At 73.4% G+C, this 26,726-nt stretch carries 23 protein-coding genes; 14 read left to right on the top strand and 9 right to left on the bottom strand.

Features of this window, described 5'->3' with window-relative positions:
* Nucleotides 1-111: 111 nt before the first annotated feature.
* The gene (locus tag ACIBTX_RS08230) at nt 112-1,203 is read left to right on the top strand and encodes an NYN domain-containing protein (RefSeq protein ID WP_357120262.1); all 1,092 of its coding nucleotides are present in this window, start codon (nt 112-114) and stop codon (nt 1,201-1,203) included.
* Between the two features lie 86 nt (nt 1,204-1,289).
* Nucleotides 1,290-3,956: a LuxR C-terminal-related transcriptional regulator gene (locus tag ACIBTX_RS08225; protein WP_357171522.1), complete on the top strand. Its 2,667-nt coding sequence runs from the start codon at nt 1,290-1,292 to the stop codon at nt 3,954-3,956.
* Between the two features lie 11 nt (nt 3,957-3,967).
* Here ACIBTX_RS08225 and ACIBTX_RS08220 read toward each other — a convergent pair whose 3' ends face one another.
* On the bottom strand, nt 3,968-4,954 hold the full coding sequence (locus tag ACIBTX_RS08220; RefSeq protein ID WP_357171523.1) for a hypothetical protein: 987 nt from the start codon (nt 4,952-4,954) through the stop codon (nt 3,968-3,970).
* A gap of 4 nt (nt 4,955-4,958) precedes the next feature.
* Here ACIBTX_RS08220 and ACIBTX_RS08215 point away from each other — a divergent pair, with 4 nt between their 5' ends.
* Together ACIBTX_RS08215 and ACIBTX_RS08210 are read left to right on the top strand one after the other, a co-directional pair.
* Entirely contained in the window at nt 4,959-6,029 is a 1,071-nt protein-coding gene (locus tag ACIBTX_RS08215; RefSeq protein ID WP_357120251.1) for a hypothetical protein, read from the top strand.
* 156 nt (nt 6,030-6,185) lie between these two features.
* Entirely contained in the window at nt 6,186-6,407 is a 222-nt protein-coding gene (locus ACIBTX_RS08210; RefSeq protein WP_355050387.1) for a hypothetical protein, read from the top strand.
* An 85-nt stretch (nt 6,408-6,492) separates the two neighbouring features.
* On the opposite strand, the gene ACIBTX_RS08205 is transcribed toward ACIBTX_RS08210, so the two are convergent.
* Entirely contained in the window at nt 6,493-6,696 is a 204-nt protein-coding gene (locus ACIBTX_RS08205; RefSeq protein ID WP_396832234.1) for a hypothetical protein, read from the bottom strand.
* 226 nt (nt 6,697-6,922) lie between these two features.
* On the opposite strand from ACIBTX_RS08205, the gene ACIBTX_RS08200 reads away from it, so the two are divergent.
* Complete coding sequence (locus tag ACIBTX_RS08200) at nt 6,923-7,153, top strand: winged helix-turn-helix domain-containing protein (RefSeq protein ID WP_357120243.1); 231 nt, start codon at nt 6,923-6,925, stop codon at nt 7,151-7,153.
* 259 nt (nt 7,154-7,412) lie between these two features.
* Entirely contained in the window at nt 7,413-7,622 is a 210-nt protein-coding gene (locus ACIBTX_RS08195; RefSeq protein ID WP_357120240.1) for a hypothetical protein, read from the top strand.
* Between the two features lie 36 nt (nt 7,623-7,658).
* On the opposite strand, the gene ACIBTX_RS08190 is transcribed toward ACIBTX_RS08195, so the two are convergent.
* From ACIBTX_RS08190 to ACIBTX_RS08180, 3 genes are all read right to left on the bottom strand, one after another.
* Nucleotides 7,659-8,720: a Gfo/Idh/MocA family oxidoreductase gene (locus tag ACIBTX_RS08190; protein ID WP_396832233.1), complete on the bottom strand. Its 1,062-nt coding sequence runs from the start codon at nt 8,718-8,720 to the stop codon at nt 7,659-7,661.
* An 85-nt stretch (nt 8,721-8,805) separates the two neighbouring features.
* Nucleotides 8,806-9,471: a response regulator transcription factor gene (locus ACIBTX_RS08185; protein ID WP_357120234.1), complete on the bottom strand. Its 666-nt coding sequence runs from the start codon at nt 9,469-9,471 to the stop codon at nt 8,806-8,808.
* Entirely contained in the window at nt 9,459-10,748 is a 1,290-nt protein-coding gene (locus ACIBTX_RS08180) for a histidine kinase (RefSeq protein ID WP_396832232.1), read from the bottom strand. The genes ACIBTX_RS08185 and ACIBTX_RS08180 overlap by 13 nt, the downstream gene beginning before the upstream one ends.
* 152 nt (nt 10,749-10,900) lie before the next feature.
* Between ACIBTX_RS08180 and ACIBTX_RS08175 the strand changes: the two genes are divergently transcribed.
* The 3 genes from ACIBTX_RS08175 (at nt 10,901) to ACIBTX_RS08165 (ending at nt 14,080) form a co-directional block, all read left to right on the top strand.
* The gene (locus ACIBTX_RS08175) at nt 10,901-11,596 is read left to right on the top strand and encodes an SDR family NAD(P)-dependent oxidoreductase (protein WP_357120228.1); all 696 of its coding nucleotides are present in this window, start codon (nt 10,901-10,903) and stop codon (nt 11,594-11,596) included.
* Nucleotides 11,590-13,224 (top strand): MFS transporter, encoded by a 1,635-nt coding sequence (locus ACIBTX_RS08170; protein ID WP_357120225.1) that lies wholly within the window; start codon nt 11,590-11,592, stop codon nt 13,222-13,224. The genes ACIBTX_RS08175 and ACIBTX_RS08170 overlap by 7 nt, the downstream gene beginning before the upstream one ends.
* A gap of 91 nt (nt 13,225-13,315) precedes the next feature.
* The gene (locus ACIBTX_RS08165; protein WP_357171528.1) at nt 13,316-14,080 is read left to right on the top strand and encodes a TetR/AcrR family transcriptional regulator; all 765 of its coding nucleotides are present in this window, start codon (nt 13,316-13,318) and stop codon (nt 14,078-14,080) included.
* Between the two features lie 67 nt (nt 14,081-14,147).
* Here ACIBTX_RS08165 and ACIBTX_RS08160 read toward each other — a convergent pair whose 3' ends face one another.
* A complete protein-coding gene (locus tag ACIBTX_RS08160) occupies nt 14,148-14,969 on the bottom strand; it encodes a helix-turn-helix transcriptional regulator (RefSeq protein ID WP_357171591.1) in 822 nt (273 codons plus the stop codon).
* A gap of 138 nt (nt 14,970-15,107) precedes the next feature.
* On the opposite strand from ACIBTX_RS08160, the gene ACIBTX_RS08155 reads away from it, so the two are divergent.
* The 3 genes from ACIBTX_RS08155 (at nt 15,108) to ACIBTX_RS08145 (ending at nt 19,478) form a co-directional block, all read left to right on the top strand.
* Nucleotides 15,108-16,028 (top strand): SDR family NAD(P)-dependent oxidoreductase, encoded by a 921-nt coding sequence (locus ACIBTX_RS08155; protein WP_357120220.1) that lies wholly within the window; start codon nt 15,108-15,110, stop codon nt 16,026-16,028.
* Nucleotides 16,029-16,102: 74 nt separating this feature from the next.
* Nucleotides 16,103-17,305 carry a low temperature requirement protein A gene (locus ACIBTX_RS08150; protein WP_357120217.1) on the top strand — a complete coding sequence of 401 codons (1,203 nt, stop codon included), beginning with the start codon at nt 16,103-16,105 and terminating at the stop codon, nt 17,303-17,305.
* Nucleotides 17,306-17,354: 49 nt separating this feature from the next.
* Nucleotides 17,355-19,478 (top strand): hypothetical protein, encoded by a 2,124-nt coding sequence (locus ACIBTX_RS08145; RefSeq protein ID WP_396832231.1) that lies wholly within the window; start codon nt 17,355-17,357, stop codon nt 19,476-19,478.
* A 12-nt stretch (nt 19,479-19,490) separates the two neighbouring features.
* Here the strand turns inward: ACIBTX_RS08145 and ACIBTX_RS08140 are convergent, their stop codons facing one another.
* The 3 genes from ACIBTX_RS08140 to ACIBTX_RS08130 all read right to left on the bottom strand — a co-directional run bounded on the left by ACIBTX_RS08140 (nt 19,491) and on the right by ACIBTX_RS08130 (nt 21,476).
* Nucleotides 19,491-19,880, bottom strand: a complete 390-nt coding sequence (locus tag ACIBTX_RS08140) for a hypothetical protein (RefSeq protein ID WP_357120212.1) — start codon at nt 19,878-19,880, stop codon at nt 19,491-19,493.
* Nucleotides 19,877-20,326 carry a hypothetical protein gene (locus ACIBTX_RS08135; protein ID WP_357120209.1) on the bottom strand — a complete coding sequence of 150 codons (450 nt, stop codon included), beginning with the start codon at nt 20,324-20,326 and terminating at the stop codon, nt 19,877-19,879. The genes ACIBTX_RS08140 and ACIBTX_RS08135 overlap by 4 nt, the downstream gene beginning before the upstream one ends.
* Nucleotides 20,327-20,585: 259 nt before the next feature.
* Nucleotides 20,586-21,476: an alpha/beta hydrolase gene (locus ACIBTX_RS08130; RefSeq protein WP_357171530.1), complete on the bottom strand. Its 891-nt coding sequence runs from the start codon at nt 21,474-21,476 to the stop codon at nt 20,586-20,588.
* 126 nt (nt 21,477-21,602) lie between these two features.
* Between ACIBTX_RS08130 and ACIBTX_RS08125 the strand changes: the two genes are divergently transcribed.
* Nucleotides 21,603-25,016 carry a BTAD domain-containing putative transcriptional regulator gene (locus ACIBTX_RS08125; RefSeq protein WP_396832230.1) on the top strand — a complete coding sequence of 1,138 codons (3,414 nt, stop codon included), beginning with the start codon at nt 21,603-21,605 and terminating at the stop codon, nt 25,014-25,016.
* Nucleotides 25,017-25,131: 115 nt separating this feature from the next.
* Complete coding sequence (locus ACIBTX_RS08120; protein ID WP_357120200.1) at nt 25,132-26,706, top strand: Na+/H+ antiporter; 1,575 nt, start codon at nt 25,132-25,134, stop codon at nt 26,704-26,706.
* Nucleotides 26,707-26,726 lie beyond the last annotated feature (20 nt).

The following is a 26,726-nucleotide window of genomic DNA, read 5'->3' as shown; positions in this document are numbered from 1 at the left end:
AGCGAACGAAAAGAGACGACTGTAAAGCCGCAAGAATTGGACGAAAGGACGGCGGCGGTGTCGCGCCTCGCCTGCGTCCCGCTGAGCCGGAGCGGGCGTACGCTGGGCCGCGTGGAGCACGAAGATCGGATCGCCCTCTTCCTCGACTACGAGAACCTGGCGTTGGGGGCCCGCGACCATCGTGGCGGCGGGGCCTTCGACTTCCGGCCGATCGCCGACGCGTTGGCCGAGCGCGGGCGGGTCGTGGTGCGCCGGGCGTACGCCGACTGGTCGTACTTCGACGAGGACCGCCGGATGCTCACCCGGTCCCACGTGGAGCTGATCGAGATCCCGCAGCGGATGGGGGCGTCCCGCAAGAACGCCGCCGACATCAAGATGGCCGTCGACGCGATCGAGTTGGCGTTCGAACGCGACTACATCTCCACCTTCGTCATCTGTAGCGGCGACAGCGACTTCACGCCGCTCGTCCACAAGCTCCGTGAGCTCAACAAGCGGGTCATCGGCGTCGGGGTGGAGGGGTCCACGTCGGCGCTGCTGCCACCGGCCTGCGACGAGTTCCTGTACTACGACCGGCTGGAGGGCGTGGACATCCCGCCCGTCCGCGCCCGGCATGCCCGGCCGGTCCGGCAGACCGGCCCCGACCAGCGGCCGACCGGGCCGGAGCAGCAGCGGGAGCCGGAGGTGGAGGAGCCGCCGGTGGGGGAGGAGCCCGGCCGGGACGTCGACACGCTCGCCGTGCAGGTCGCCCAGACGGTGGCCGGTCTGCAGGGCAGCGCGAGCGGCGAGGTGACCGCCTCCCGGCTCAAGCGCACCCTGCTGCGCAAGGACCCGACCTTCAGCGAGTCCGACTACGGCTTCCGTACCTTCGGCGAGCTGCTGCGCCACCTCGCCGAGCACAACGTGGTCGACCTGGCCGAGGGGCCCGCCAAGGGTGACCCGGAGGTGTCCCTGCCTGAGCACGGCGACCGGGAGGTGGCGTTCGGCCTGCTCCGGGGCGTGGTGGGCGACCTGGGCAGCGCCGGCAACCCGGTGGCGCTCTCCGGCCTGAAGAACCAGCTCCGCCGGGTGCGGCCCGACTTCAGCGAGAAGAAGCTCGGCTACCGCAGCTTCCTGCAGTTCTGCAAGGCCGCCGCCACCAGCGGCGCGGTCGACCTGCGGTGGAGCCCGGAGGCGGACGACTACCTGCTCACCAGCTCGTCCTGACCGCATCGACCGCTGTCGAGCGGAAGTGTCGGGACTGCCCATAGGGTGGACGGCAGGGCTGCCCCGAGGGCGAGGTGAGGGTCGTCATGCCGGGACGTGGGGAATGGACACTCGTCGGCCGCGACGTCGAGCTGAAGACCATCGAGGACGTCGTGGCGGCGCGGGTGCCCGGCCTGGTGCTGGTGGGCGACGCCGGCGTGGGCAAGACGCGGTTGCTGCGGGAGGCGTTGGCGCGCGCCGCTGACAGCGGTGTGGAGTGCCACTGGGTGTCGGCGACCGGCGCCGCCCGCTCGATCCCGTTCGGCGCGGTCTCGCACCTCATCCCCGCGCCGACCCGGCCGCACGCCGACCCGATGGGGCTGGTCGTCACCGTGGAACGCGACTTCGCCCGGCGCAGCGCCGGACGCACGGTCATGATCGGGATCGACGACGCGCACCTGCTCGACGAACCGTCCGCCGGGCTGCTGCACCAGCTCGCCGTGCACGGTCTGGCGGTGGCGGTGGCGACGGTCCGCGCGGGCGAACCCCTCTCCGACGCCCTCACCTCACTGTGGACCGGTTCCGGTCGGCGCCTGGAGGTGCGTCCGCTGCCGTCCACCGCCGTGGACCATCTGCTCGACGAGGCCGCGCCGGGTCCGCTCGACGCGCTCAGCCGGCGTCGGCTACGGCAGCTCGCCGACGGCAACCCGCTGCTGCTGCGGGAGCTGCTCGCCGACGCGATGGAGACCGGCGGCCTGCACGAGGTGCGGGGCGTCTGGCGCTGGCGCGGCACCGCCTCCGGCAGCCCCCGGCTCGCCGAGCTGGTCAGCGCCCGGCTGCGCGCCCTCGAACCGGCGGCCCGGCAGGTGCTGGAGGTGGTCGCCTGCGGCGAACCACTCTCCCTGGCCCTGCTGGAACGGTTCGTCGACCCGACCGCCATCGAGGCGGCCGAGCGCAGCGGCATGGTGGTCGCGGAACGCTCCGGCGCGCGTACGGCCCTGCGGATGGCCCATCCGCTCTACGGCGAGGCGCTGCGCGCCAGCATGCCCGCCAGCCGTTCCCGGACCGTGTTCGGGCAGCTCGCCGACGTGTTGGCGAGCATGCCGCTGCGCCGCCGCGACGACGCGCTGGTCGCCGGTGTCTGGCAGCTGCGCTCCGGCAGCGTCCGGCACCCGGGTATCGCGTTGGCCGCCGCCCGACAGGCGATCGACCGGTTCGACATCGACCTGGCCGAGCGGCTGGCCCGCACGGCGTACGACGCCGGGCCGGGTTGGGAGGCACAGTGGCTGCTGGCCCGGGTGCTGCAGTACCAGGCGCGCAGCCAGGAGGCGTTCGACATGCTCCCGCCGGCCCCGCCGCCGGGCAGCAAGCGGCTCGCCATCTGGGCGATCACCCGGGCCGGGCTGCTCTACTGGGGTCTGGACCGGATCGACGAGGCGCACGAGACGCTGCGAATGGTGCCGGAGGGCTCGCCCGGCCACGACCTGGCCGAGGCCACCCGGTCGTGGGTGCTGTTCTACGACGGCCGGTGCGAGGCGGCGTTGGCGGTCGGTCAGGCCGTGCTCGCCCGCGCCGACACCGGCGTACGCGCGGCGAGCTGGGCGACCATGGGCGCGGCCTCGGCGGCGGGCATGCTCGGCCGGCTCGGGCTCGCGGCGGAGCTGGCGCGGCGGGGCCGGGCCGTGCTCGCCGCCGCGCCCGAACACCTGCCCTGGAACGAGGCCCAGGTCGGGCTGGGGCTCTGCTACGCCCGGTACGCCGCCGGTGAGCTGGCCGAGGCCGTCGAGCTGGCCGACGAGGGCTACCGCGCGGCGGTCGCCAGCGACGCGCGGGGGATGGTGGCCGTGTGGGCCGGGTTCCGGGGGATCATCGGCAAGGCGCAGGGGCAGCTCGACGCCGCCGAGGCAGACCTGCGCGAGGCCATCGCCCTGGTCGAGGAGAACGACCAGTACCACCTGGTACGGACGTACTGGGCCGAGCTGGCCGGCGTACGGGCCCTGGCCGGCGACCTGTCCGGCGCGCGGCGCTGGCTGGCCGCCGCGGACGCCCGGGAGCGGACCGCCAACCGGATCTTCCACTCCTGGGTGGAGCTGAACCGCGCCTGGGTGCAGGTCGCCGAGGGGGACCTCACCGCGGCGATCCGTACCGCCCGGCACGCGGCCGACCTGGCCCGGGGCAGCGAGCAGCCCACCATCGAGGCGGTGGCGCTCTACGAGTGCGCGCGCCTCGGCGCCCCGGAGCCGGTCCGGGACCGGCTGCGTACCCTCGCCGACCAGCTCGGCGGCTTGGCGTCGACCCTCGCCAACGCGGTCGACGGTCTGCTCCACGACGACGGGCCGGCCCTGGAGGCAGCCGCCGACGACCTCGTCGCCCGCGGGCACACGCTGCTCGCCGCCGAGGCGGTCGGCGTCGCCGCCCAGGCGTACGCCCGACGGGGTCGACCTCGACTGGCGGTGGCGCAGCGGGCCGCGACGCTGGCCGAGGCCTGCCGGGGCGTACGGACACCGCTGCTCGCCGCGACCGCCCCGGGCGTCGAGCAGGCGACGTTGACCCGCCGCGAGCGGGACGTCGCGCTGCTCGCGGTCGCCCTGTCCAGCCGCAGCATCGCTGACCGGCTCGGACTGTCGGTCAACACCGTGAACAACAACCTGGCCCGGGTCTTCACCAAACTGGGCGTCCGCAACCGCCGGGAGCTGGCCGTCGTGCTCGGTCACGAGACGGTCGGGCGTACGCCAGAGGGTCACCGCGAGCGATCCCCGCTCGACAGTAGGTAAGGCCGACTGATCTACCGGGTTACCGCGCGCGTCCCTACCGTGCGGTAACAACCTACCGGTGCACTCAGTCCCTGGAGGACGGCAATGAGCCAGTTGGATCCAAGCGGACCACCAGGAGCACGACCCACGAGGTCGTTCCAGAACGTTCTCTTCGCCGCCGGGATGGCGCTGGCGGTGGCCACGCTCACCGCGGTGGTGGCCCCGACCGCCGGGGGCGCCTCACCCACCCCAGCGAGCGCCGCCCCCGCGTCCGAGTCGTACGACGCGGCGCCCTGCACCCGCGAGTTGGAGGGTACGACCTGGCTGCTCGACCCGTGCGTCAAGCCGGGCGGGAAGCTCCCGGCGGAGGTCGAGGCGCGGCTCGCGCAGATCCGTACCCAGAACCGGGCGGCAGCCGACGACTGCCCGACCCCGACCGGTTCGGCGTCGGCGTCGGCGTCGGCCTCGGCCTCGCCGACCCGGCAGACCCGACCGCCGGTGACGGCCCAGGCGGTCGCCCAGCGCGCCCCCGCCGCGACCGCCACAGCGCCGACATCGCCGGCCTCGCCCAGCGGTTCGCCCACCTCGTCGCCCACCTCGTCGCCCAGCGGTACGCCCTGCCCCTCGGGCAGCGCGTCTCCGTCGGTCAGCGCGTCACCGTCGGGGAGTGCGTCTCCCTCGGGGAGTGCGTCGCCGTCGGGTAGCTCGTCGCCGTCGGGCAGTTCGTCGCCGTCGGGCAGCGCGTCTCCCTCGGGGAGTGCGTCGCCGTCGGGTAGCTCGTCGCCGTCGGGCAGTTCCTCGCCGTCCGGCAGTGCGTCGCCGTCCGGCAGTGCGTCGCCGTCGGGCAGCGCGTCGCCGTCGGGCAGTTCCTCACCGTCGAGCAGCGCTTCGCCCAGTGGGTCGTCGTCACCCAGCAACCCGACCGACCCCACCGACGGGCCGCCCTGGCCCACCGGCGGGCCGGGGTCGCCGCCACCGCCGCCGCCGACCGGCTGCCCGCAGGTCAACGGCAACCCCACCCTCGTGGACGCCAACAAGGACCGCATCCGCTGCCGCGAGGTGCAGACCGTCGAGGATGACACCGTCCTCACCGTCACCGGCGACTCGATCAGCTCGTCGCATCACCAGTTCGGCTTTGGGTTCATGGGTCCCGGCTGCCCGAACACCTCGTTCGACGATCGGGGCATGCCCGGCAACAACGGCGTCTACAGCTACGCCCGGCGCTACTACGACATGAACGGCAGCATCGTCGACTACGACAACTACGCCCGGACCGGGTACGGCACCGGCGACATCATCGCCGGCCGGGCCGGCCCCGACTCGTGCGGCAACCCGTGGGCCCGGGTGGCCAGTCCGCTCGGTCTCGCCACGGCCCGCATCGCCAAGGCGAAGAGCGACAAGCACGACGCGTACCACGTCACGACCGGCGGCGTGAACAACACCAACTGGACGACGGTGCTGACCCGGCTGGCGAAGTGCCGGGGTTACGAGTTCGCGGCGGAAACCCTGGACCCGTACGGCGTGTTCCGCTTCGAGTGGGCGGCCCAGGGTGGCAAGGCCGGCATCGTCACCAACGGCGGCGGCTGCAACTTCTGGCTCGACCTGCCGGTCGGCGAGGACTACTACATCAACGTCCAGGTGCCCCGCTACGACGGCCCGAGCCAGTACGCCGGTGTCAGCGCCGATGCCACCTTCATCGTCAACTCCCTGTTGGCGGCCGGCGCCGACAAGGTGGTGTGGATGCTCTACTACGACATCACACCGGCCAACATCGACATCGGGCAGTACGGCTGGATGCAGCTCAAGGCGTACCTGCCGGCGGCTCTGCTGACCTACGTACCGCCGCAACCGGTGTCGATGCTGTCGCCGTTGATCGACCCGCTCTGGGTGGGCACCGTGCGGGGCGTGATCAGCGACCTCAACTGGGCCATCCAGATGGGAGTCCCGTTCGACCCGGCCGTACGGGTGGCGCTTCCACCACCGTTCACGCCGGGTGACATTCAGATCACCGCCGAGGGAGGGTCGCCACATCCCAGCCCCTCGGGTCAGGACAAGCTGGCCAACACCCTGGCCAGTGTGCTGAACGGCATCTGAGTCGCTCCTGAGTCATCGCTCAGACGGGGAGGAGCCGCCGTTGCGGTTCCTCCCCGTCGACACACAGGTGGATCTGCGCCCGGATTGCGGCTATCGACCCCGTATCTGCCCACCTGCGCCGTACCCCCGGCGCGAAAATTGCTATACGGTCGGCGAATGAAGGTGGAGGAACACTGGTGGAACGGTGACACGACCCCGCGCGGGCGCCGGGACGTGTACATCCGTACTGACGGGCAAGGTTGGGAGGTTCGCGCCCAGATCGGTGGGGCGTCGGGCCGTGAGCGGGTGCAGCAGTGCCCCAGCCGGGCCTCGGCGACCATCCTCGCCGACGCCTGGCGCGGTACGCACCCATCCTGGCGCGAGCTGAAGCAGCGCTGATCCGGCACCGGGTCGGGCCGGCAACGCCCCCCGCGCCCCCCGGCCCACCCGGTGCTCGACCCCACCCCCTTCTCGCGCCCCGAGGTCACCCCTTCTGAAACACGATCGCGGCAACCTCTGCCGCGAGGGCCGATGCCCACTCAAGCTGAGGACAGTCGTCCCGCCCTCTGCATTCCAGGCACCCACCTGCCCGCCACGGTGAGTCGAGCGCATCCGTCCAGTGCGCGTCGAGCACGCGTTTGGCGGTGAAAAGCTCGGTGGCCCTGGACACGGGTTCGTCGATCGGCATGCTCGGCACCTTTCGCGATATCACGATGAGTCCCGCCCAGAGGTTGGCGAACCGATCGCGCCAATCCCCTGAGCGGGTGCCGGGGTCAGGCTCCACCGTTTGCCGAACGAAGGAACCGACCACCTTCGCTTGACCTTAGAGACCTTTAGTACCTAAGGCAATGTTGGTCTTGAAGGGGTGTGATCGGCGTGATCCGATGGAAGGTGCCGAACGAAGGAACCTTCACATGCCCATACCGACTGGCGGATACCGCGAGGTGGCCGAGGATCTCGCCGCACGCATCGCAAGTGGGGAGTACGCGCCGGGTGAGCGGCTGCCCACGTACAACGAACTCTCCGCCCTCTATGACGTCAGCGTGACCACGGTCCAGAGGGCGGTCATCGTCCTACAGACTCGTGGTCTGGTCATAGGTCTTCAGGGTCGCGGCCTGTGGGTCGCGGAGAAGTCGCCCACCTGATCGGCGCGCCCTTCGTCTTCCTTGATCACTTGATGCTCACCAGTTCGGAGAGGCTTCCTGGAACTGGTGAGCATCAAGTGATCAAGCCGAGAGCGCTCGATCAACTCGACTTCGCCGATCCGGGGGCATCCCGAGGCCGGGATACCGCGACATCGTGGAAGTGGAGTGGATCAACCCCGGGCGCGGCCAGGTCCCGTGGGCGCATTCCCCGCCGCAGGCCGGGTAGGCAGGGGTGGTCCGCGCGCGATGGAGGTCGCTCATGTCGCAGGGTCCCGACGAGGACAACCCTCGGCTCGACGAGGAGGTACGGGAGGCCGAACGCCGTCTCGCCGACCTCGTCACCCCGTCGGGCGACGCGCTGACCGACGACGACGCCCGCGTGCCGGACGATGCCCTCTCCGAGCGGGACGAAGCTCTCTCCGAGCAGGAAATTGCCCGCTCCGAGCGGGACGAGGCCTCCTCCGAGTAGGAGAAGGCCCCCTCCGAGCAGGAGACGAAGTAACGCTCAGGACGTCGGGACCGGAAGCACTACGCCCTCGGCCGCCGACCGGTGCGCCAGCTCGATCAGCTCGACCGTGGCGGCCGAGTCGCGCGGGTCCACCGGCATCGGGGTGCCGTCGCGCAGCGCCGCCGCCACCTCGGCGTAGAAGCTCTGGTACGCCCCGGGCAGCGTCGGTGTCGGGCGCAGGTCACCGTCGACGCCGAGCAGGCCGTACCGCTCCGGTGGGACCTCGCCCCAGCCCGGCTGGTCCGGTCGGCCGCCGTCGTGCAGCGCGGCCTCCTGCACGTCCAGCCCGTAGGTCGTGTAGCCGGCGCGGTCGCCGAGCACCCGCAGGCGGGGGCCGAGCTGCGCGGTGATCGCCCCCATCCACAGGTGCGAACGCACGCCGTTGGTGTGGGTCAACGCCACGAACGCGTCGTCGTCGACCTCGGCGCCCGCGCGGCGGCGGTCGACCTCGGCGTAGACCCGCTCGACCGTGCCGAAGAGCTGCACGGCCTGGTCGACGAGGTGCGCGCCCAGGTCGAACAGGGCGCCCCCGGCCTCGTCCACCCCGGCCAGCTCCCGCCAACCCGGCTTGATCGTGGGGCGGAACCGCTCGAACCGGGACTCGAACCGCAGTACCCGACCCAGCTCGCCGCTCTCCACGAGCGCGCGGGCGGTCAGGAAGTCGCCGTCCCAGCGGCGGTTCTGGAACACCGTCAGCGGCACTCCGCGCCGCTCGGCCTCCTCGACGAGCGCCCGGGCGTCGGCGGCGGTGGGGGCCAGGGGCTTGTCGACGACGACCGGCAGGCCGGCGGCGAGGGCCGCCCGCGCCATCGGCACGTGCTGCCGGTTCGGCGTCGCGACCACGACCAGGTCCAGAGCTTCGGGGGTACGCCACAGCTCGTCGGCGTCGTCCACCAGGCGGGCGTCGGGGAAGTGCTGCTGGGCCTGCTCGCGCCGCTGCGGATCGCGCGTCACGATGGCGTCCAGCCGCAGACCGGGTGTCGCGGCGATCAGCGGAGCGTGGAAGACCCGACCCGCCAGCCCGTACCCCAGCAGACCGACCCGCAGCGCCTCCGCCATGCCGTACCCCTTTCTCCTGGCCCGCGCCCGGTTCGGCGGCGGTACCGCCGATCGAATCTACGCTCCGATCATCGCCCGGCGCTGGTCAGCCCACCGGGTCGGCGCGCAGATAGGTGAGCACGGCGAGCACCCGGCGGTTCGTGTCGTCGCTGGGCGGCAGGTCGAGCTTCAGCAGGATGTTGCCGACGTGCTTGCCGATGGCGGCCTCGGTGACGTGCAGCCGGGCGGCGATGGACGCGTTGGAGCGGCCCTCGGCCAGCAGCGCCAGCACCTCCCGTTCGCGGGCGGAGAGCGCGGCGAGCGGGTCGCGGGGCCGGTGCAGCAGTTGCCGCACCACGTCCGGGTCGATGGCGGTGCCGCCGTCGGTGACGCGGCGCAGCATGTCGACGAACTCGGTGACCTCGGCCACCCGGTCCTTGAGCAGGTAGCCGACCCGCTGGCCGTCGCCGCTGTCCAGCAGCGCCGCCGCGTACCCGGTCTGCACGAACTGGCTGAGCACCACCACGGGCAGGCCGGGCCGCTCGGCGCGCAGCGCGACGGCGGCGCGTAGCCCGTCGTCACGCCGACCCGGTGGCATCCGGATGTCGGTCAGCACGAGATCCGGCTGGTGCGTGCGGGCCGCCTCCAGCAGTTCCGGCGCGGAGCCGACGGCCGCGCACACCGCGAACTCGAAGCGGGTCAGGAGCGCGACCAGCCCCTCGCGCAGCAGCACCTCGTCCTCGGCGAGCACCACCCGGGTCACCGGCGACATGGCAGCTCCACCCGGACCAGGGTGGGCCCGCCGGGAGGGCTGGCCAGCAGCAACCGGCCGTCGGCGGCGGCGACCCGGTCGGCGAGGCCGGTCAGGCCGGTGCCCCGGGCGGGGTCGGCGCCGCCGCGCCCGTCGTCGGACACCTCGACGACGAGGTCGCCGCCGGTCCGGGTCAGGCGTACGTCGGCGCGGGTCGCCCCGGCGTGCCGGGCCACGTTGCCCAACGCCTCGGACACCACGAAGTACGCGGTGGTCTCGACGATCTCGGGCAACTCACCGTCGACGTCGGCGTGCACCGTGACCGCGACGGGAGAGGCGTCGGCCACCTCGCGGACGGCGTCGGCGAGGCCGAGATCGGTGAGGCTCTGCGGCCGGATGCCGTGCACCAACTGCCGCAACATCACCATCAGTCCCCGCGCCTGGTCGTGCGCCACGGCGAGGGGCCGGGCGGCGGGGGAGTCCTCGGGTACGTCCAGCCGGGCCAGGCCCAGTTGGAGGGTGAGGCTGGTCAGCCGGGGCTGCGCGCCGTCGTGCAGGTCCCGTTCGATGCGCCGCCGTTCCGCCTCGTACGCGCCGACCAGCCGGGTCCGGGAACGGGCGACCTCGCGCAGCGCGGCGGCGTCGGCGGGGCTGGCCAGCGCCCACCGGGCGACCGTGGCCTGGGCGGCGGCGAGCAGTCCCGCCGCGTAGCAGAGCACCGGGACGAGCAACACACCCACGATCGCGTACGGGACGGCTTCGCCGGCGCTTTCGATCGGGCGCCAGATCACCACCGGATCGGCCTCGCCGACCACCCAGGGGCTGGTGACCATCCCGAGGTCCAGCAGCACCAACACCAGGAACGTCCAGTACGCGACCGGCACCACACCGCCCAGCCAGAACAGGTACGCCACCTCCCGCCAGCCGGCCGCGCTGCGGTAGCGGGCCACCAGGCCCGGCCACCGCGACGTGGGCAGCGGGCGGCCGTCCACGAGGCCGAGTCGCCAGCGTTCGACGGCGGCGACCGGGACGCTCGCGAGCGGCGCGAGGGCCACCATCGTGAGGCTGCCGACCGCCAGGAACAGCATCAGCGGTATCTCCGGCGGCCGACCGTGCTGTCGCAGCGCGTTGGCGGCGGCCAGTAGGGGCGCGCCGATGATGAGCAGCCCGACGGTGAGCACACCGGCGATCGGCACGGTGGTGACCAGGTAGGCCAGCGCGCGCCAGGGCCAGGCGGAGATCAGCCAGTCGCGCCTTCGCAGGGCGGCGGCGAGGTGACGGGGGTGTTCCGAGGTCATGCCGCTGACGCTAATCGCCGACCAGGGGCGGCCCCAGCCGTCCAGATCCCCTTTGCGGGGTATGCCCAGCACTACCGGCGCCGGGGTGTGCGACGTCGGGAAACGGGAAGGACGCGCGACGTGTGACCTGTGGTGGCGACGGCGGGAGCGACATGGGTGCCAGAACGTTCGTGGTGGTCGGCGGAACTAGCGGGCTGGGCCTCGCGGTGGCCCGGCTGCTGCTCGACGAGTACCGCGTCGTGGTGTTCGGCAACGTGCCGGCCGAGGTCGCCGCGACGACCGACGAGCTGGGGTGCGACGGCGCGGTCTGCGACGTCTCCTCCTACGAGCAGGTCCGGGACGCCTTCGCCGAGGTGGTGGGGCGCTACGGCACCGTCGACGGGGTTGCGGCGTGCGCGTCGATGTGGGCGGGCGGTGATCTGGACGACCTGTCCGTGGAGCACATCCGGCGGGCCGTGGAGATCAACGTGCTGGGCACCACGTTCCTGTTGCGGGAGGCGTTGGCGCACCTGAACCGGCAGGGCTACGGCAACATCGTGTACGTCGGGGCGATGGCGCTGGCGGCGCCCAGGCCCGGCATACCGGTCTACCGGGCGACCAAGAGCTACGGCAGCAGCCTCGTCGACTCGCTGGCCGAGGCCCAGCACAGCAACCGGGTCAAGGTGATGCAGTTGCATCCCGGGCCGATGCCGACCCGCCTCCAGGAGCGCGTCGGGGCCGAGTTCCTCGACGAGATCTACGCCCTGCCCGAGCAGGTCGCCACCGAGGTCGTCCGACTGCTGCTGCTGCGACCCGACGACCTCTACGTCTCCGGTGAGCGCGTGCTCCGCGCGGACGGACGGTGGTGACGGCGGGGCCCGGGGCGGGGGACCGTCCGGCCTCCGCGTGGGCGCCCCTGCGCGGCGCCGTCTACCGCAACCTGTGGCTGGCCCTGCTCGCCGCCAACGTCGGCACCTGGATGCAGACCGTCGGCGCGCAGTGGCTGCTGATCCACCACGCCAACGCCGCCACGCTGGTCGCCCTGGTGCAGACCGCCAGCCTCCTGCCGGTGCTGCTGCTGGCGCTGCCCGCCGGTGTGCTGGCCGACAGTTTCGACCGCCGCCACCTGCTGATCGCCGTACAGCTGTTCCTGGTCGCGGTGGCGGTGGCGTTGGCCCTGCTCACCCTGACCGATCGGATGCCACCGGCCCTGCTGCTCACCCTGACCTTCGCGTTCGGCGTCGGGCAGGCGCTCACCCTGCCGGCCTGGTCGGCGGTGATCCCGGAGTTGGTGCCGCAGGAACAACTGCGCTCGGCGTCCGCGCTGGGCTCGATCAGTGTGAACGTGGCGCGGGCGGTGGGACCGGCGGTGGCCGGCGTGCTGATCTCCCGGACCGGCGTCGCCCCGGTGTTCGGGCTGAACGCGCTGGCGTTCGCCATCTTCGCGTACGCGCTGTGGCGCTGGCGGCCCGGCAACGCCCGCGCCGTCGAGGTGCCCGAGCGGTTCACCGCCGCGCTGCGCGCCGGGAGCCGCTACGTACGCCACTCGCCGACCGTGCGCCGGCTGCTGCGCCGCGCGTTGGTCTTCGTGATCCCGGCCAGCGCGCTGTGGGCGCTGCTGCCGCTGGTGGCGGCCCGGCGGCTCGGGCTGGGTTCCGGCGGGTACGGGCTGCTCCTGGGCGCGCTCGGGGTGGGCGCCATCGCGGGCGGCGTGCTGCTGGCCCTGATCCGTACCCGGCTTTCGGCCAACCAGCTCCTGCTCATCTCCGGCGCGCTGTTCACCGCCGCGCTGGCGGTCGTTGGCACCGTGCGGGTGGTGCCACTGGTGCTCGTGGCCCTGCTGCCGGCGGGGATGGCCTGGGTGACGGTGCTGGCCAACATCAACGCCGAGATGCAGCTCTTCCTGCCCAGCTGGGTACGGGCCCGGGGCCTGGCCGTCTACCAGGTGTGTTTCGCCGGCGGGCAGGCCGTGGGCGCGCTGCTGTGGGGTCTGGTGGCCGAGATGGGCGGGCTGCTCCCCGCCTACCTCACGGCGGCGGCGTTGATGTTCGTCGGAACGGTGACCAGCCGGATCTGGCCGCTGCCGGACCTGCGGTCGGTGAACCGGGAACCGGCGGCCTACTGGCCGCAACTGCACCTGGAACACGAGCCGGACCCGTGGGTGGGGCCGGTGCTGGTGACGGTGCGGTACACCGTCCGGCCGGAGCGGGAGGGACCGTTCCTCGCGGCGATGAACGTGGTACGCGCAGCCCGGCAGCGCACCGGCGCGATGCGCTGGGGGCTGTTCCGGCCGGCCGAGACGACCGGCCGGTTCGTCGAGGTGTACCTGGTGCCGTCGTGGGACGAGCACCTGCGCCAGCACGGCGGTCGGTTGACCGGCGCGGACCGCGAGGCCGAGGCGCGGGCCCGGGAGCTGACCGATGGCATCCCGCAGGTACGCCACCTCGTGCCGGCCGCCGCCGGACCGCGGCTGTCCGACGCCCGCGAAGAGGTTTGACGCGTCGTACCCGTCGGTGCCGACGGGCCGCCACCTGTGGACCGCGCCGGCACCGTACCGCGTACGCCCGCGTTGTTAGGATGGCCGGACCATGGCGACTGAGCGCAAGCCGACCGCGGACCCGGCCCGCAGCCTGGCGATCCTCTGGCGCACCCGGGAACCGACCAGCCGCGGCGCCGGGCAGGGGCTCACCGTCGACCGGATCGTCCGGGCCGCCATCGACATCGCCGACGCCGAAGGGCTCGACGCGGTGACCATGCGTCGGGTCGCCGAGGCGCTGGGGGTGGGCACCATGTCGGTCTACACATACGTGCCGGGCAAGGCCGAACTCGTCGACGTCATGATCGACACCGCGTACGGCGAGATGCCGCGTTCCGCCGCCGAGGGGGACTGGCGGGCCCGGCTGGAACGGATTGCCCGGGACAACCTGGCGCTCTACCAGCGGCACCGGTGGATGGTGCGGGCCGAGACCACCCGCCCGGTGCTCGGGCCGCACCTGGTGGCCAAGTACGACCACGAACTCGGCGCGGTCGCCGACATCGGGCTCTCCGACGTCGAGATGGACGCCGTGCTCACCCTCGTGCTCGGGCACGTGAAGAGTTCCGCGCGCGCCGCCTCCGAGGTGGTCGACCTGGAACGGGAGACCGGCATGACCGACGGCCAGTGGTGGCAGTCGCACGCGCCCTGGCTGGAAACGTTCCTGAACCCCGACAGCTACCCGACCGCGTCGCGGGTCGGCACGGCGGCCGGCCAGCAGCACGGCGCCGCCTACGGCCCGGAGTACGCCTTCGAGTTCGGCCTGCAACGCGTCCTCGACGGCATCTCGGTGGTGGTCGCCGAGCGGGCGGCCGACTAGGGCCTGTTTCATAAGGGCGGTCGAGCCCGGGCCCGCCGCAGACCGGCCAGTTCTTATGAAACAGGCCCTAGCCGTCCAGCGCGGGGACGGCGTTGCCGAGCCGGGCGAGGGAGCGGGCGGACGGGCTGCCCGGCTCGGCGTGGTAGACGACCAGCGACTGGGTCGTGCCGCTGATCGTCAGCTTCTCGTAGCGCAGCTCCAACTCGCCCACCTGCGGATGGCGGAACACGCGCAACCCGCCGCCCGCGCGGGCGGTGACGTCGTGGCGCGCCCACAGCCGCCGGAACAACTCGCTGCCGGCCGTCAACTCGTCGACCAGCTCGGTGAGCCGTGGATCGTCCACCTCCGCTCCCACCTGCGCGCGCAGGCCCGCCACCGCGCTGGCGGCGACCGCCTCCGGGGCCGGGTAGAGCGCCGGCACGCGCGGGCCCAGGAAGACCTCGCGCAGCAGGTTCACCCCGACCCGGTAGATCGGTGTCAGCGCGGTCGCCATCGGGTTGGCGAAGAGGACGTCCAGGTGTCGGCCGTGCACGAAGGCCGGCGTTTGCGCCCAGGAACCCACCAACTGCCGGATGCCCACCGGTACCCGCTCCGGGCGTCGTGCCGGGCGCTCGGGCGGGGCGTGCCCACCGAGGCGGCGCAGGTGCGCGGTGGCCTCCGTGTCCAACAGCAGCGCCCGGGCCAGCGCTTCGAGCACCTGGGCCGACGGGTTGCGGTCCCGGCCCTGCTCCAACCGCAGGTAGTAGTCGGCGCTGATGCCGGCGAGCAGGGCCACCTCCTCGCGTCGCAGCCCCGGCACCCGTCGGCGACCATGTGCCGGCAGACCGACGTCACCCGGCCCGACCAGCTCGCGCCGGGCACGCAGGTACTCGCCCAGCGGGCCGGCCATGCTCACCAGCCCATCGTAGGAGCGCCCGCCGCCGCCCAGCCTGGTCCTGCCACTACCAGGAAAACCGGTAACCCGGATATCGCCGTCCGGCCGGGTGACAGTGGGTCGCATACGGATTCCGAGAGAGATGGGACAAAGATGACCAAGCTCATCACGACGCCGTTCGGTTTCGCCTCGACCGCCGACGAGGTGCTGGCCGGAGTTGACCTGACCGGCAAGCGGGCCGTCATCACCGGCGGCGCGGCCGGCATCGGCATCGAGACCGCCCGCTCCCTGGCCGCGGCCGGCGCCGAGGTGGTGCTCGCGGTGCGTCGCGTCCCGGCCGGCGAGGAGGCCGCAAGGAACATCGCGGCCAGCGTCGGCGCGGACCGGGTCACGGTCCGCGAGCTGGATGTGGCCAACCAGGACTCGGTACGCCGGTTCGTCGCCGGCTGGGAGGGGCCGCTGCACATTCTGATCAACAATGCCGGGATCATGGCGCTGCCCGAGTTGGAGCGCACCACCGAGGGCTGGGAGATGCAGTTCGCCACCAACTTCGTGGGGCACTACGCGCTGACCGTCGGCCTGCACGACGCCCTCGCCGCCGCCGGTGGCGCCCGGGTCGTGTCGGTCAGCTCCAGCGGCAACCTCTTCTCCCCGGTGATCTTCGACGACCTGCACTTCGCGTTCCGGCCGTACGACCCGCTCCTGGCGTACGGGCAGTCCAAGAGCGCCGAGGCCCTGCTCGCCGTCGAGGCCGACCGTCGCTGGGCCGCCGAGGGCATCCACGCCAACGCCTTGAACCCGGGCGCGATCGCGACCGGGCTGCAGAAGCACACCGGCGGGCTGCGTACCCCGAAGGAGCGGCAGAAGACCCCGCAGCAGGGTGCCGCCACCTCGGTGCTGCTCGCCGCGTCCCCGCTGCTCGACGGCGTCGGCGGTCGCTACTTCGAGGACTGCGCCGAGGCCCCGGTCCGGACCGAGCGACCCGCCGACTACACCGGTGTGGCGGCGTACGCCCTCGACCCGGGCAACGCCGAGCGCCTCTGGAACGTGGCGGCGGACCTGATCGCCCGCTGACCCCGGAACCCGCCCGAGCGGGGCCCTGCGGATGGTACGACTGGGTCGGCGGGTGACGTCCGGGAAGGGGGGCGATGGCGAACGGGCTTCCCGGGCGGCTGCTCCAGAAGCGGGAGGACCCCCGGCGGACCTCGTTCCTGGAGCTCTTCTTCGACCTGGCCTTCATCTTCGCGTTGACCCGGCTGTCCCGGGCGGTGGTCGACGACCCCAGCGTCAACGGTGGCTTCCAGGTCATGGTGATGCTGGCGGCGATCTGGTGGGTGTGGTTCGTGACCGCGTGGTCGGCGGACTGGTTCGACCCCCGGGCGCCGCTGATCGTCGTACTCCTGCTCTGGGTGATGTTCGGCGGCCTGCTGATGGCCGCGGCCGTGCCCACCGCGTTCGGCTCGCACGCCGCGCTGTTCGCCAGCGCCTACGTGGCGATCCACGTCGGCCGGGGCGCCCTGCTGATCCCGGCGCTGCGCGGGCACCCGCTGCAACTGCGGAGCCTGCGGGTGGCGATCTGGTTCGCGATCTCCGGTGCGATGTGGTTGGTGGGCGCGGCCGTCGCGCCGGCCCGGGAGGTGCTCTGGACCCTCGCCCTGGTGCTGGAGTACTCCCTGGCCCGGCTGCGTTGGCCGTTTCCGTGGCTCGGGCGCAGCTCGTGGCCGGACCTCCAGGTCAACGGTGAGCACCTCTCCGAGCGGTACCAGCAGATCTTCATCATCGCGTTGGGCGAGCTGATCCTGTTCGCCGGCATCGCCTACAGCGACGCCGGCCTGCACGTCGAGAGCACGCTGGCCTTCGCCCTGGCGTTCGTCACCGCGGTGGCCCTCGCCCGGCTCTACCTGGTGCCGGCCGGCTCGCGGCTGGGCGCGAGCATCATGGCGGCCGGTCCGCCCGGCAGCAAGCTGGCGCTGCTCGCCGGCTACCTGCACCTGCTCATGATCGCCGGCGTCCTGGCCACCTCGGTGGCCATGGAGATGACGATCGAGAACCCCCGCACCGAGGAGACGGCGCAACTGGCCCTCGGCATCGTCGGCCCGGCGCTGTTCCTGACCGCCCGGATCCTGCTCGCGTGGGCGGTCGACGGCAGCCGGCCCTGGGCACGCCTGGTGGGCGTGCCGGCGATCATCGGGTTCGGGTTCGCGACCCAGCGGCTTCCGCACGTCGCCAACAGCGCCGTCGTCGCCGGGGTGCTGGTGCTGATCGTCCTGATCGACGGGACGCCCGGCCTCCGGCGCTCCGCCGCCAGCAGCAGGCGGGACGGCAGGCCCGATCCCCGGCGGCCCGGGTAACCCGCCGATGTCAGCACCGCGACGGGATGCCCCACCACGATCCGCCGACGTGGTGGAGTTGCGCGTGCACGGCGTGTCGGGGGCGGAACCCTCGGTCGTTCTGGGCTCGGCGTCGGCCCGCCAGGTCGCGGGCGACGATCGTGGCGGCTTCTACCGGCCGGATGGGCCGGGCCGCGACGCCCCCGACGGGTTGACGCTCGAGGCGTACCGCTGGGGTGATCTGCCCTCGGACACGGTGGCCCGGACGATCTCCATGGTCCTGCTGCTGCCGTTCATGCTCAGTAACGCGGCGGCGTGGATGCGACCCACCGGCGAGCGCGCCGCCGGAGTCACCGTCCTCAGCCGGCTCCTCGCGCTCAACCTCACCCTGGTGTACGTGGTGTCCATCGCCGGGGTCGCCCTCGACCTGCTCGCCTGGCGTTGTCTCGGCGCGACACCCTGCCGGGCGCCCTTCGACACGCTGTTCGGGCTGGACGACCGACACGTCGGGCAGCGGCTGGCGGTGTTGGCGTTGCTGCCGATCGCCGCCGTGGGGCTGCTGCGACTGCTCGGGACCCGCCGTCGCCGACTGTCCGGCAGCCCGCTCTGGGCCGTGGAGCCGCTGGTGGAGCGGTTGCGGGCGATCCACGTCGCCGCCGCGCTCGGCGTACTCGATCTGCTGCTGCTCACGGCCCGGCGGGCCGGCGGCGCGACGGTCGGGACGAACCTGTTGCTGGCGTCCACCGCGGCGGTCCTGGTGGCCTGCGTCGGTCTGCTCGCCGTCCCCGGCCTGATCGACCGGGCCGCGACCGCGCGGACGGCGACCGTGACCGCCCGCGCCACCGCCGTGGCGGCGGCCGCCCTGACCGTGGCGACCCTCGTCGTCGTCGCGGGCGACGGGCGGGGCTGGCCGGCGTCGGGCGGACTCCCCGGCTACGGCGGGATCGCGGGCGGCACGCTGTTCGGCCAGATGGCGTTGCTGGTGTTGCTCAGTGCACTGGTGTTGGGGCGACGGGGTCGCGCTCGCGGTCGCCGGGCGCTGCCGGGAGGCGCGGGCGCCGCGGTCATCGCGGCCATCGCGGTCGGCCTGGCTGGCGCTCTCGCCTCCGGCCTGGTCTACCAGAGCGGGGTGCTGCTCGGCGGATATCGCGGTGACGGCGGGCCGCCGTTGCCGTACCGCTGGACGGTGCTGGCCTTCTTCCTGCACGTCGACGCGGCGGTGCTGTTGGGTGTGGTGCTGACCCTCCTGTCGCGTCGGCGTCGCCGCAGCGCGGCGGCGACGATCACCACCCGCGATTTTCCCGCGCCGCCGCCGGAGGCGACCGTGCGGTTGCGACAGGTCACCAAGGCCGTGGCCCGTGCGCGGTTCACCGAGTGGCTGGGCCTGTTGGCCGGCACCTACGCGGTGCTCGCCCTGATCGGGCTGGCCACGAGTCTGCTCGGGCAGTTCGGACGCGAACCGGACGAGCTGGCGTGGCGGGTTCTCGGCCTACCGGCCGGTGTGGTCGGGATGGGCCTGGCGGGAGGCACCTACCTCGTCGCCGCAGTGGCTCTGGCGCTGCTGTCCGGCGGCCTGTTCGCGTACCGGACGGCGTGGTTCCGCCGGCACGTCGGGATCCTGTGGGACCTGGGCACCTTCTGGCCCCGGGCCGCCCACCCGTTCGCGCCGCCGAGCTACGCCGACCGGGCGGTACCGGAGTTGGCCGACCGGATCGGCCACCTGGCCGAGCGGCACGCCGGAGTGCTGCTGTGCGGGCACAGTCACGGTTCGGCGCTGCTGGCGCTCGCGGTGCTGCGGCTGCCGCCGGCCGCGCGGCGACGGGTCGCGCTGCTGACCTACGGCTCCCCACTGGACCGCCTCTACGCCCGGCTCTTCCCCGCCTACCTCGACGACAGGACGCTGCGTCAGGTGGGGGAGCGGGTCGGATGGCGGTGGGTCAACCTGTGGCGGGACACCGATCCGGTCGGCGGCTGGATCTTCGCCGCGCACCGACCCGGCGATCCTTCGCCGGACCCCACCGACCCCGCCGGTCGCGTCGACCGGCGGCTGCGGGATCCGGACGGCCTGCTGCCGGCACCCGGCGAGCGCCGGCCTCCGCCGCTGCGCGGGCACCACCCGGGCGAGTCCGACCCGGCGTTCCGGGCGGTCGTACGTGACCTCGTCGGCCGGCTCCGCGGCACCGACGCGGAGTGAACAGTGCGCGCGTCACTCGGGGATCCGGTCGGACTCCGCCACCACCGCGCGCACCCTGCGCAGCGTGGCGTCCGGCGCGCGGATCGCCGCCCGCCACCGGTCCAACGTGCGGTTCAGCACGCGGACGACGAACTGCAACTGGTTGACCTGCTCGCGCAGCGTCCCCAGCTCGGTGCGGGCGTGCAGCGCCTCGCCCTCCAGTTCGGTGATCCGGGTCTGGAGCGGCTGCACCAGGGTGAGGGCGGCCTCGGTGAGGGTGTCGGCGGCATCGGCTTTGAACTTGCCTCGCTGGACCAGCACGGTGGCGATCGCGGCCAGGCCGGTCGAACCGCCGAGGATGCCGAGCACGCTGAGCGCCACCTGCACCCAGTGCGGCGCGGTTGGCGCGGGGGAGGTGTTCATGGTGCACTTCCCTGTAGTTCTTCGTAGCTCACACATTCACATGCACGGACGAGACGGCGTAGGTCGACGGCGAGTTGCCAGGCCCGCCACAGCGATCCGACCGTCACCGCGACGATGAACGACGAGGCGACCAGGGACTGCTGGCTCCAGAGGGCGACCAGGGCCACCGCGTACATGCCGGTGATCGTGCCGAGCACCAGGATCGCCGCGAGTTCCATGCCGAGCCCGGTGGAGAGCCGGCCCGGCCACGACAGGCCCAGCAGCCCACAGACACCCGCCGTGATCAGACCGATCTCCCAGGCGACCTGCAGCGGCGTGGGCATGGACGTCTGGACGGAGGCCGGCCGCACGTCGAGGAGCACCATGAGGAGGCCGCAGACGGGCGCCATGCCCAGGACAGCGACCTCGTACGGCTGCTGGTGGAACCGGCTACGCAGATACCTCACGGCAACTCCCTGGCGAAGACCCTGCCGCCTGCCGGCCACCAGAGAGGGCGGCTTGGTCCGGGACCGGCGGTGGTGGAGAGACGATGGTCGAGGAGATGACCGACGTGCCGTCGTTGGTCGCCGATATCTGCCTGTGTATCACCGCCGACCGGTTTGCGTCCACCTGGTGTAACGTCGTATTTCCGCAGGTCAGAGCATTCGGGGGTGGGTGGCCGGGCGGTCTGCGGCAACCCGGCCACCCCTCGACCGCTCGTTACATTCAGTGTCGGATATCCAACTCCCCGTGGCCGCGTAGCGCCCCCACCACGACGGCCGGCGCCTCCTCGGCCATGAAGTGCCCGCAGGTGACGGTCTGGTGCGAGAGGTCCGGCGCCCAGGCCCGCCACACGGCTGCCGCGTCGTAGCCGAGAGCGGCCCCCCAGTCCTGCTGAAGCACGGTCACCGGCATCCGCAGCCGGTTGCCGCCCGCCCGGTCGGCCTCGTCGTGCGCGACGTCGATCGCCGCGGACGCCCGGTAGTCGGCGACGATCGAGGTCACCGCCTCGCGCGACGCGCGCAGGTATTCGGCGCGCACGTCGGCCGGCAGCGCGTCCGGGTCCCGGGTCCAGACGTCGAGGAAGTGGCCGAAGAACGCGTCCGGGCTGCCAGCGATCAGCTTCTCGGGCAGGCCGGGCGGCTGCGCCATCAGGTAGAGGTGGAAGGCGACGGAGGCGTCGACCCCGTGCAGCACATCCCACATGTCCAGGGTGGGTAGCACGTCGAGCAGGGTGAGCCGGCTGATCGCCGCCGGGTGGTCGAGGCCGGCGCGGAACGCCACGAGAGCGCCCCGGTCGTGCCCGGCCAGGGCGAAGCGGTCATGGCCGAGCGCGTGGGCCAGCGCCACGACGTCGGCGGCCATGGTCCGCTTCGAGTACGCGGTGCCGTCGCCGTCCACGGGCTTGTCGCTCTCGCCGTAGCCGCGCAGGTCCGGGCAGATGACGGTGTGGTCGGCGGCGAGGTCGGCCGCGACGTGCCGCCACATGAGGTGGGTCTGCGGGAAGCCGTGCAACAGCACGATCGGTGGCCCGGAGCCGCCCACGGCGGCGCTGAGCGTCACGCCGTCGGCGACGGTGACGCGCTGGTAGTCGAATCCGTTGATCCTCGGCTGCACGGGTGAGCCTTCCTGGTGAGCGGGTCCGGCGCGGGGGGATGCCCGTCGTCGGCGTACGTCATCGAGCCTGCCCGGGGGTGATCAGCGGACGGTCAGTGTCGGATCAGTGCGGGCTAGATTGAGGCCATGACCAGGCAGCCGACGGCACCGGTGACGTTCGGCGTGCTCGGGCCGGTGACCGCCGTCGCCGGGACCGGCCCGGTTCCGCTGCGGGGGCACCGGCAGCGCCTGGTGCTGGCCCGGTTGCTCATCGCCGGTGGCCGGGTGGTGCCGGTGGAACGTCTCGTCGACGACCTGTGGGAGGTTCCGCCGGAGCGCGCGGTGGGCGCGATCCGGACGTTCGTCGCCGACCTCCGCCGGGCGTTGGAGCCCGACCGGCCGCCCCGGCAGCCATCTGGCCTCCTGGTCACCGAGCCCTCGGGGTACGCGCTGCGGACCACCCCGGACGCGGTGGACGCCGACCGTTTCGAGGCGGCGGTCGGCGAGGCCGGTCGGTTCCTGACGGCGGAGCTGCCCGCGCCGGCCCTCGCGGCGCTGGACGCGGCGCTCGGGCTGTGGCGTGGGCCCGCGTACGCGGACTGTATGGGCGAGGGCTGGGCCGTGGCGGAGGTCAACCGGCTGGACGAGCTGCGGATGCTCGCCGTGGAACGGCGGGCCGAGGCGCTGCTCGCGCTCGGTCGGCCGGACGAGGCCGCCGCCGACCTGCCCGGCCACCTCGCCGCCCATCCGCTGCGCGAGGACGCCTGGCGGCTGCTCGCCCTGGCCCGGTACCGCGCCGGCCGACAGGGCGAGGCGCTGGCCGCCCTGCGCGAGGCCCGCGCCGTCCTGGTGGCGGAGCTGGGGGTGGACCCGGGCCCCGAGTTGCGCCGGCTGGAGGCCGACATCCTCACGCAGGCTCCACACCTCATCGTCACCCCCACGGTGGCCGTTGCGGACCGGGCCGGAGCCGTCCCCGACGGCGGATCGGCGTCACCACGGCCGTTCGTCGGGCGGGACGCGGAGCGGAAGCGGCTGCGGCGTGCCGCCGAGGCCGCCACCCGTTCCGGGCGGCCCACGCTCGCTCTGCTCAGCGGCGACCCGGGCGCCGGCAAGACGGCCCTGGCCGAGGCGCTGACGCGAGAGTTGGCCGCCGAGGGCTGGACCACGGCGTGGGGCCGCAGCCCCGAGTACGAGGGCGCCCCGGCCGCCTGGCCGTGGACCCAGATCGTCGAAGCGCTCACCGGCTCGGACGAGCCGTCCACTCCGGGCGGCGTGTCGTCCACTCCGGGCGGCGTGTCGTCCACTCCGGGCGGCGTGTCGTCCTCTGCGGGCGGTGTGTCGTCCGACGGCGGGGCGGCGGACGCCGACAGCGTCGATGATCCCGCCGTGGCCCGGTTCCGCCGACACCGCGCGGTGGCGTCGGTGCTCTCCGCCGCTGCCGACCGGGGCCCGCTGCTGCTGGTCCTGGACGACCTGCACCGGGCCGACGGTGACACGTTGGACCTGCTCACCGCACTGCTCGCCGGGCCGCAACCCGCCACCGGCCCGGTGCTGGTCCTGGGCACGTACCGGGCCACCGAGATCACCGGGGGGTTGACCGCCGCCCTGGCCCGCGCCGCCGGGCTCGAACCCGTTCGGGAGTACCTCGCAGGCCTGTCCCTGGAAGCCACCGGCGAACTGGCCCGCGCCGTCGCCGGCACCGAACTGACCCCGCCCGCCGTCGCGCTGATCCACCGCCGCAGCGCGGGTAACCCGTTCTTCGTCCGGGAGCTGGTCCAGCTCTACGCCGAGGCGGGCGGCGCGGCGCTGGAGGCGGTACCGCCCGGGGTGCGCGACGTCATCCGGCACCGCCTCGCGCAGCTGCCCCCACCAACCCGTACCGTGCTGCGGCAGGCGGCGGTGCTCGGCCGGGACGTCGACCTCGCCGTGCTCGGCGCGTTGACCGACGACCCGGCGGTGCTGCTGGACGCCGTCGACCGCGCGTTGCAGGCCGGCTTCCTGACCGAGCAGGCGTCCGACGGGCGGCTACGGTTCACCCACATCCTGGTCCGCGACACGCTCTACGCCGACCTGTCCGCGCCGCGCCGCGCCGCCTGGCACGCCGCCGTGGCCGAGGCGTTGCAGCGGCACCAGCCCGTCGACCCCGCCACGCTCGCCCACCACCTGCTGTCCGCCGGGGGGCCGACGGCCGCCCGCCGGGCCGCCGACTACGCCCGTACCGCCGCCGAACGGGCCGAACGTGGCGGCAACCCGCACGAGGCCACCCGGCTGTGGGCGCAGGTCGTCGAGGCGTACGACCGGGCCGGGGGGACCGAGCGGCGCGAGCGGCTGACGGCTCTGCTCGGCCTCGGGCGCTCGCTGGCGGTGACGGGTCGGCTGGCCGAGGCGCGGCGTCACCGTGCCGAGGCGATCGCCGACGCCGAGGCGCTCGGTGACGCCCGACTGACCGCCCAGGTGCTGGCCGGTTTCGACGTGCCCGCCATCTGGACCCGCAACGACGACGACCCGCTCTCCGGGCGGATCGTCCGCGCCGCCGAGCACGCCCTGACCGGCCTCGGCCCGTCCGGATCGGCGCACCGCAGTCGGCTGCTGAGCACCCTCGCGCTGGAACTGCGGGGCGTCACCGATGACCGTGGCCGCCGCGCCGCCGTCGAGGCCGAACGGATCGCCCGGACCCTCGACGACCCCGGGCTGCTGGCCTTCGCGCTGAACGCGCGCTTCATGCACGCCTTCGACCGCGTCGGGCTGGCCGACGCCCGGGCCCGGATCGGCGCCGAACTGGTCGACCTCGCCGCCCGGCGGCACCTGGTGACCTTCGAGGTGCTGGGCCACCTCATCCTGCTCCAGGCGTGCTGCGCGCGGGCCGACCGGACCGGCGCGGACGAGCACGCGCGCGCCGCCGACCGCCTGGCGCAGCGGTACGAGCTGCCGCTCGTCGGTGTCTTCACCGGCTGGTACGCCGCGCTGCGCCGGGCGTGGGTCGGTGACCGGGGCGCGGCGGTGACCGCGTACCGGAGCGCCGCCGAGCGGCTGCCGACCGACGGCATGCCGGGCCTGGCCCAGGGGCTGCTGCCGCTCGCGCTGCTCGGCCTGCGCCTGGCCGACGCCGTCGCCGAGCCGTCGGGTGATCGGTTGGTCCCGGCCGACGGGCGGCCGGTCGACGGTCTCGGCGACGAGGACTGGGCGGGGCTGGACTGGGGCCCGCACGAGCCGTGGGTCCGACCGCTGCTGCTCGCCCACTCCGGTGACCGCGGCGCCGCCGTGTCGGCGTTGCGGGCCGTCCCGGACGGGCCACACGACCTGCTGCGCGAGGTGCGACTGTGCCTCGTCGCCCGGGCTGCGCTCGCCCTGGACGACCGGCCCGCCATCGAGCGCGCCGCCGCCGCGCTCCGGCCGGCCGCCGCCGAACTGGCCGCCGGCAGCGGCGTGCTCACCGCCGGACCGGTCGCCGGGCACCTGGCCGATCTCGCCGCCGCGCTCGGCCACGACGAGGAGGCCGGCACGCACCGCCGCACCGCCCGCCTGCTCACCGCGCGCGTCCGCGCAGTCGACCCGACCTGAGCACTGCCGCGCTCGGCAGCCGGCGACTTGCCGGTTCCGGTGGAACCGGCAACCGGTGTGCGGTCAGATGGAACCACCGGCCTGCGCCGCCAATCGGGGATCTAGGGGGTACGCCGTGCAGGGGCTCGTGCTGATCGTGGTGCTGGGCGTCACGGTCCTGATCGGCACCACCCTCGGCGGCCGCTACCGGGTCGCGCCGCCGGTGCTGCTCATCGCGTTCGGAGTGCTGCTCGGGCTCGCGCCGCCGCTGTCCGACCTGGTCCTGGAACCGGACCTGGTACTGCTGATCTTCCTGCCGGCGATCCTCTACCGGGAGAGCCTGACCATCAGCCTGCGGGAGATCCGGGCCAACCTGCCGGTGATCGGGCTGCTCGCCGTCGTGCTCGTGGTCCTCACCATGATCACCGTCTCCCTGACCGCCCAGGCGTTCGGCGTGAACCCCGCCGCCGCCTGGGTGCTCGGCGCGGTCCTCGCGCCGACCGATGCCGCCGCGGTCACCGGTCTGGCCAAGCGGCTGCCCCGCAAGCTCCTCACCACCCTGCACGCCGAGAGCCTGATCAACGACGGAACCGCCCTGGTGATCTTCGCGGTGACCGTGGGCCTGCTCACCCAGCGCGGGGAACCGGGGGCGCTGGGCATCGGCGAGGAGTTCGTCGGGGCCAGCCTCGGCGGGGTGGTCGCCGGTCTGCTGGTGGGCGTCATCGTGGTGTTGATCCGCAAGCGGCTCGACGATCCGCTGCGCGAGGGCGCGCTGAGCGTCCTGACGCCGTTCGCCGCCTTCCTGCTCGCCAGCGCGGTGCACGCCAGTGGTGTGCTGGCCGTCGTGGTCGCCGGTCTGGTGCTCGCGTACGCCGGCCCACGGGTGATCCGCGCCCGCTCCCGGGTGCTGGCGTACGCGTTCTGGGACCTGTCCACCTTCCTGATCAACGGCGGCCTGTTCGTGCTGCTCGGCACCCAGATTCCCCGCGCCGTGCGCGGCATCGTCAGCACCTCGCCCCCGAGGGCCGTGCTGATCGTGCTCGCGGTGACGCTCGCCGTGGTGCTCACTCGGTTGGGCTTCGTCTACCTGACGTCGCAGTCGGTGCGGCTGCGGCGTCTTCGGATGGCGGAGCAGGAGCGCACGACACCGAGTTGGCGGGTCGGCACGGTCGCGGGCTGGTCCGGTTTCCGGGGCGCCGTGTCGCTCGCCGCCGCGCTGGCCGTGCCGACGATGACGGTCTCCGGTCGTCCGGTGGTCGAGCGAGATCTGATCATCTTCGTCACGGCGCTGGTGATCGTCCTGATCATGCTGGTGCAGGGCACCACGCTGCCGCTGGTGGTGCGCTGGGCGGGCCTGTCCGGCGACCCCGAGCGCGTCGACGAGACCCGACACGCCCGCCGCCGTGCTACCCAGGCCGGCCTGGACGCCCTGCCCGGAGTCGCCGAGAAGGTGGGGGCCGAGGAGGAGGCCGTACGCCGGCTGCGCGCCGAGTACCAGCGACACCTGGCCGACCTCAACGAGACCGGTGGTCGGACCGCTCAGGAGCGCAAGCTGGAGCTCCGGCTGCGTCTCGGCGTCCTCGCCCACAAGCGACGGGAGCTGACGCGGCTGCGCGACAACCGGGAGATCGACGACCTGGTGCTCCAGGAGCTCCAGTCGGCGTTGGACAACGAGGAGATCCGACTGCTGGGCCGCAACCCGAACGAGTGACCAGCGGCGGTATCCCGTGA

It is taken from the genome of Micromonospora sp. NPDC049359, assembly GCF_044466585.1.
Classification (GTDB): domain Bacteria; phylum Actinomycetota; class Actinomycetes; order Mycobacteriales; family Micromonosporaceae; genus Micromonospora.
The sequence above is the reverse complement of the archived record's forward strand: the minus strand, read 5'-3'. Positions and strand labels throughout refer to the sequence as shown.

Coding starts and splice junctions, on each gene's coding strand:
- ACIBTX_RS08225 (WP_357171522.1), top strand. CDS start 1,290: ATGCCGGGACGTGGGGAATGGACACTCGTCGGCCGCGACGTCGAGCTG.
- ACIBTX_RS08210 (WP_355050387.1), top strand. CDS start 6,186: ATGAAGGTGGAGGAACACTGGTGGAACGGTGACACGACCCCGCGCGGG.
- ACIBTX_RS08200 (WP_357120243.1), top strand. CDS start 6,923: ATGCCCATACCGACTGGCGGATACCGCGAGGTGGCCGAGGATCTCGCC.
- ACIBTX_RS08140 (WP_357120212.1), bottom strand. CDS start 19,880: ATGAACACCTCCCCCGCGCCAACCGCGCCGCACTGGGTGCAGGTGGCG.
- ACIBTX_RS08185 (WP_357120234.1), bottom strand. CDS start 9,471: ATGTCGCCGGTGACCCGGGTGGTGCTCGCCGAGGACGAGGTGCTGCTG.
- ACIBTX_RS08175 (WP_357120228.1), top strand. CDS start 10,901: ATGGGTGCCAGAACGTTCGTGGTGGTCGGCGGAACTAGCGGGCTGGGC.
- ACIBTX_RS08150 (WP_357120217.1), top strand. CDS start 16,103: ATGGCGAACGGGCTTCCCGGGCGGCTGCTCCAGAAGCGGGAGGACCCC.
- ACIBTX_RS08125 (WP_396832230.1), top strand. CDS start 21,603: ATGACCAGGCAGCCGACGGCACCGGTGACGTTCGGCGTGCTCGGGCCG.
- ACIBTX_RS08205 (WP_396832234.1), bottom strand. CDS start 6,696: ATGCCGATCGACGAACCCGTGTCCAGGGCCACCGAGCTTTTCACCGCC.
- ACIBTX_RS08195 (WP_357120240.1), top strand. CDS start 7,413: ATGTCGCAGGGTCCCGACGAGGACAACCCTCGGCTCGACGAGGAGGTA.
- ACIBTX_RS08160 (WP_357171591.1), bottom strand. CDS start 14,969: ATGGCCGGCCCGCTGGGCGAGTACCTGCGTGCCCGGCGCGAGCTGGTC.
- ACIBTX_RS08180 (WP_396832232.1), bottom strand. CDS start 10,748: ATGACCTCGGAACACCCCCGTCACCTCGCCGCCGCCCTGCGAAGGCGC.
- ACIBTX_RS08155 (WP_357120220.1), top strand. CDS start 15,108: ATGACCAAGCTCATCACGACGCCGTTCGGTTTCGCCTCGACCGCCGAC.
- ACIBTX_RS08165 (WP_357171528.1), top strand. CDS start 13,316: ATGGCGACTGAGCGCAAGCCGACCGCGGACCCGGCCCGCAGCCTGGCG.
- ACIBTX_RS08190 (WP_396832233.1), bottom strand. CDS start 8,720: ATGGCGGAGGCGCTGCGGGTCGGTCTGCTGGGGTACGGGCTGGCGGGT.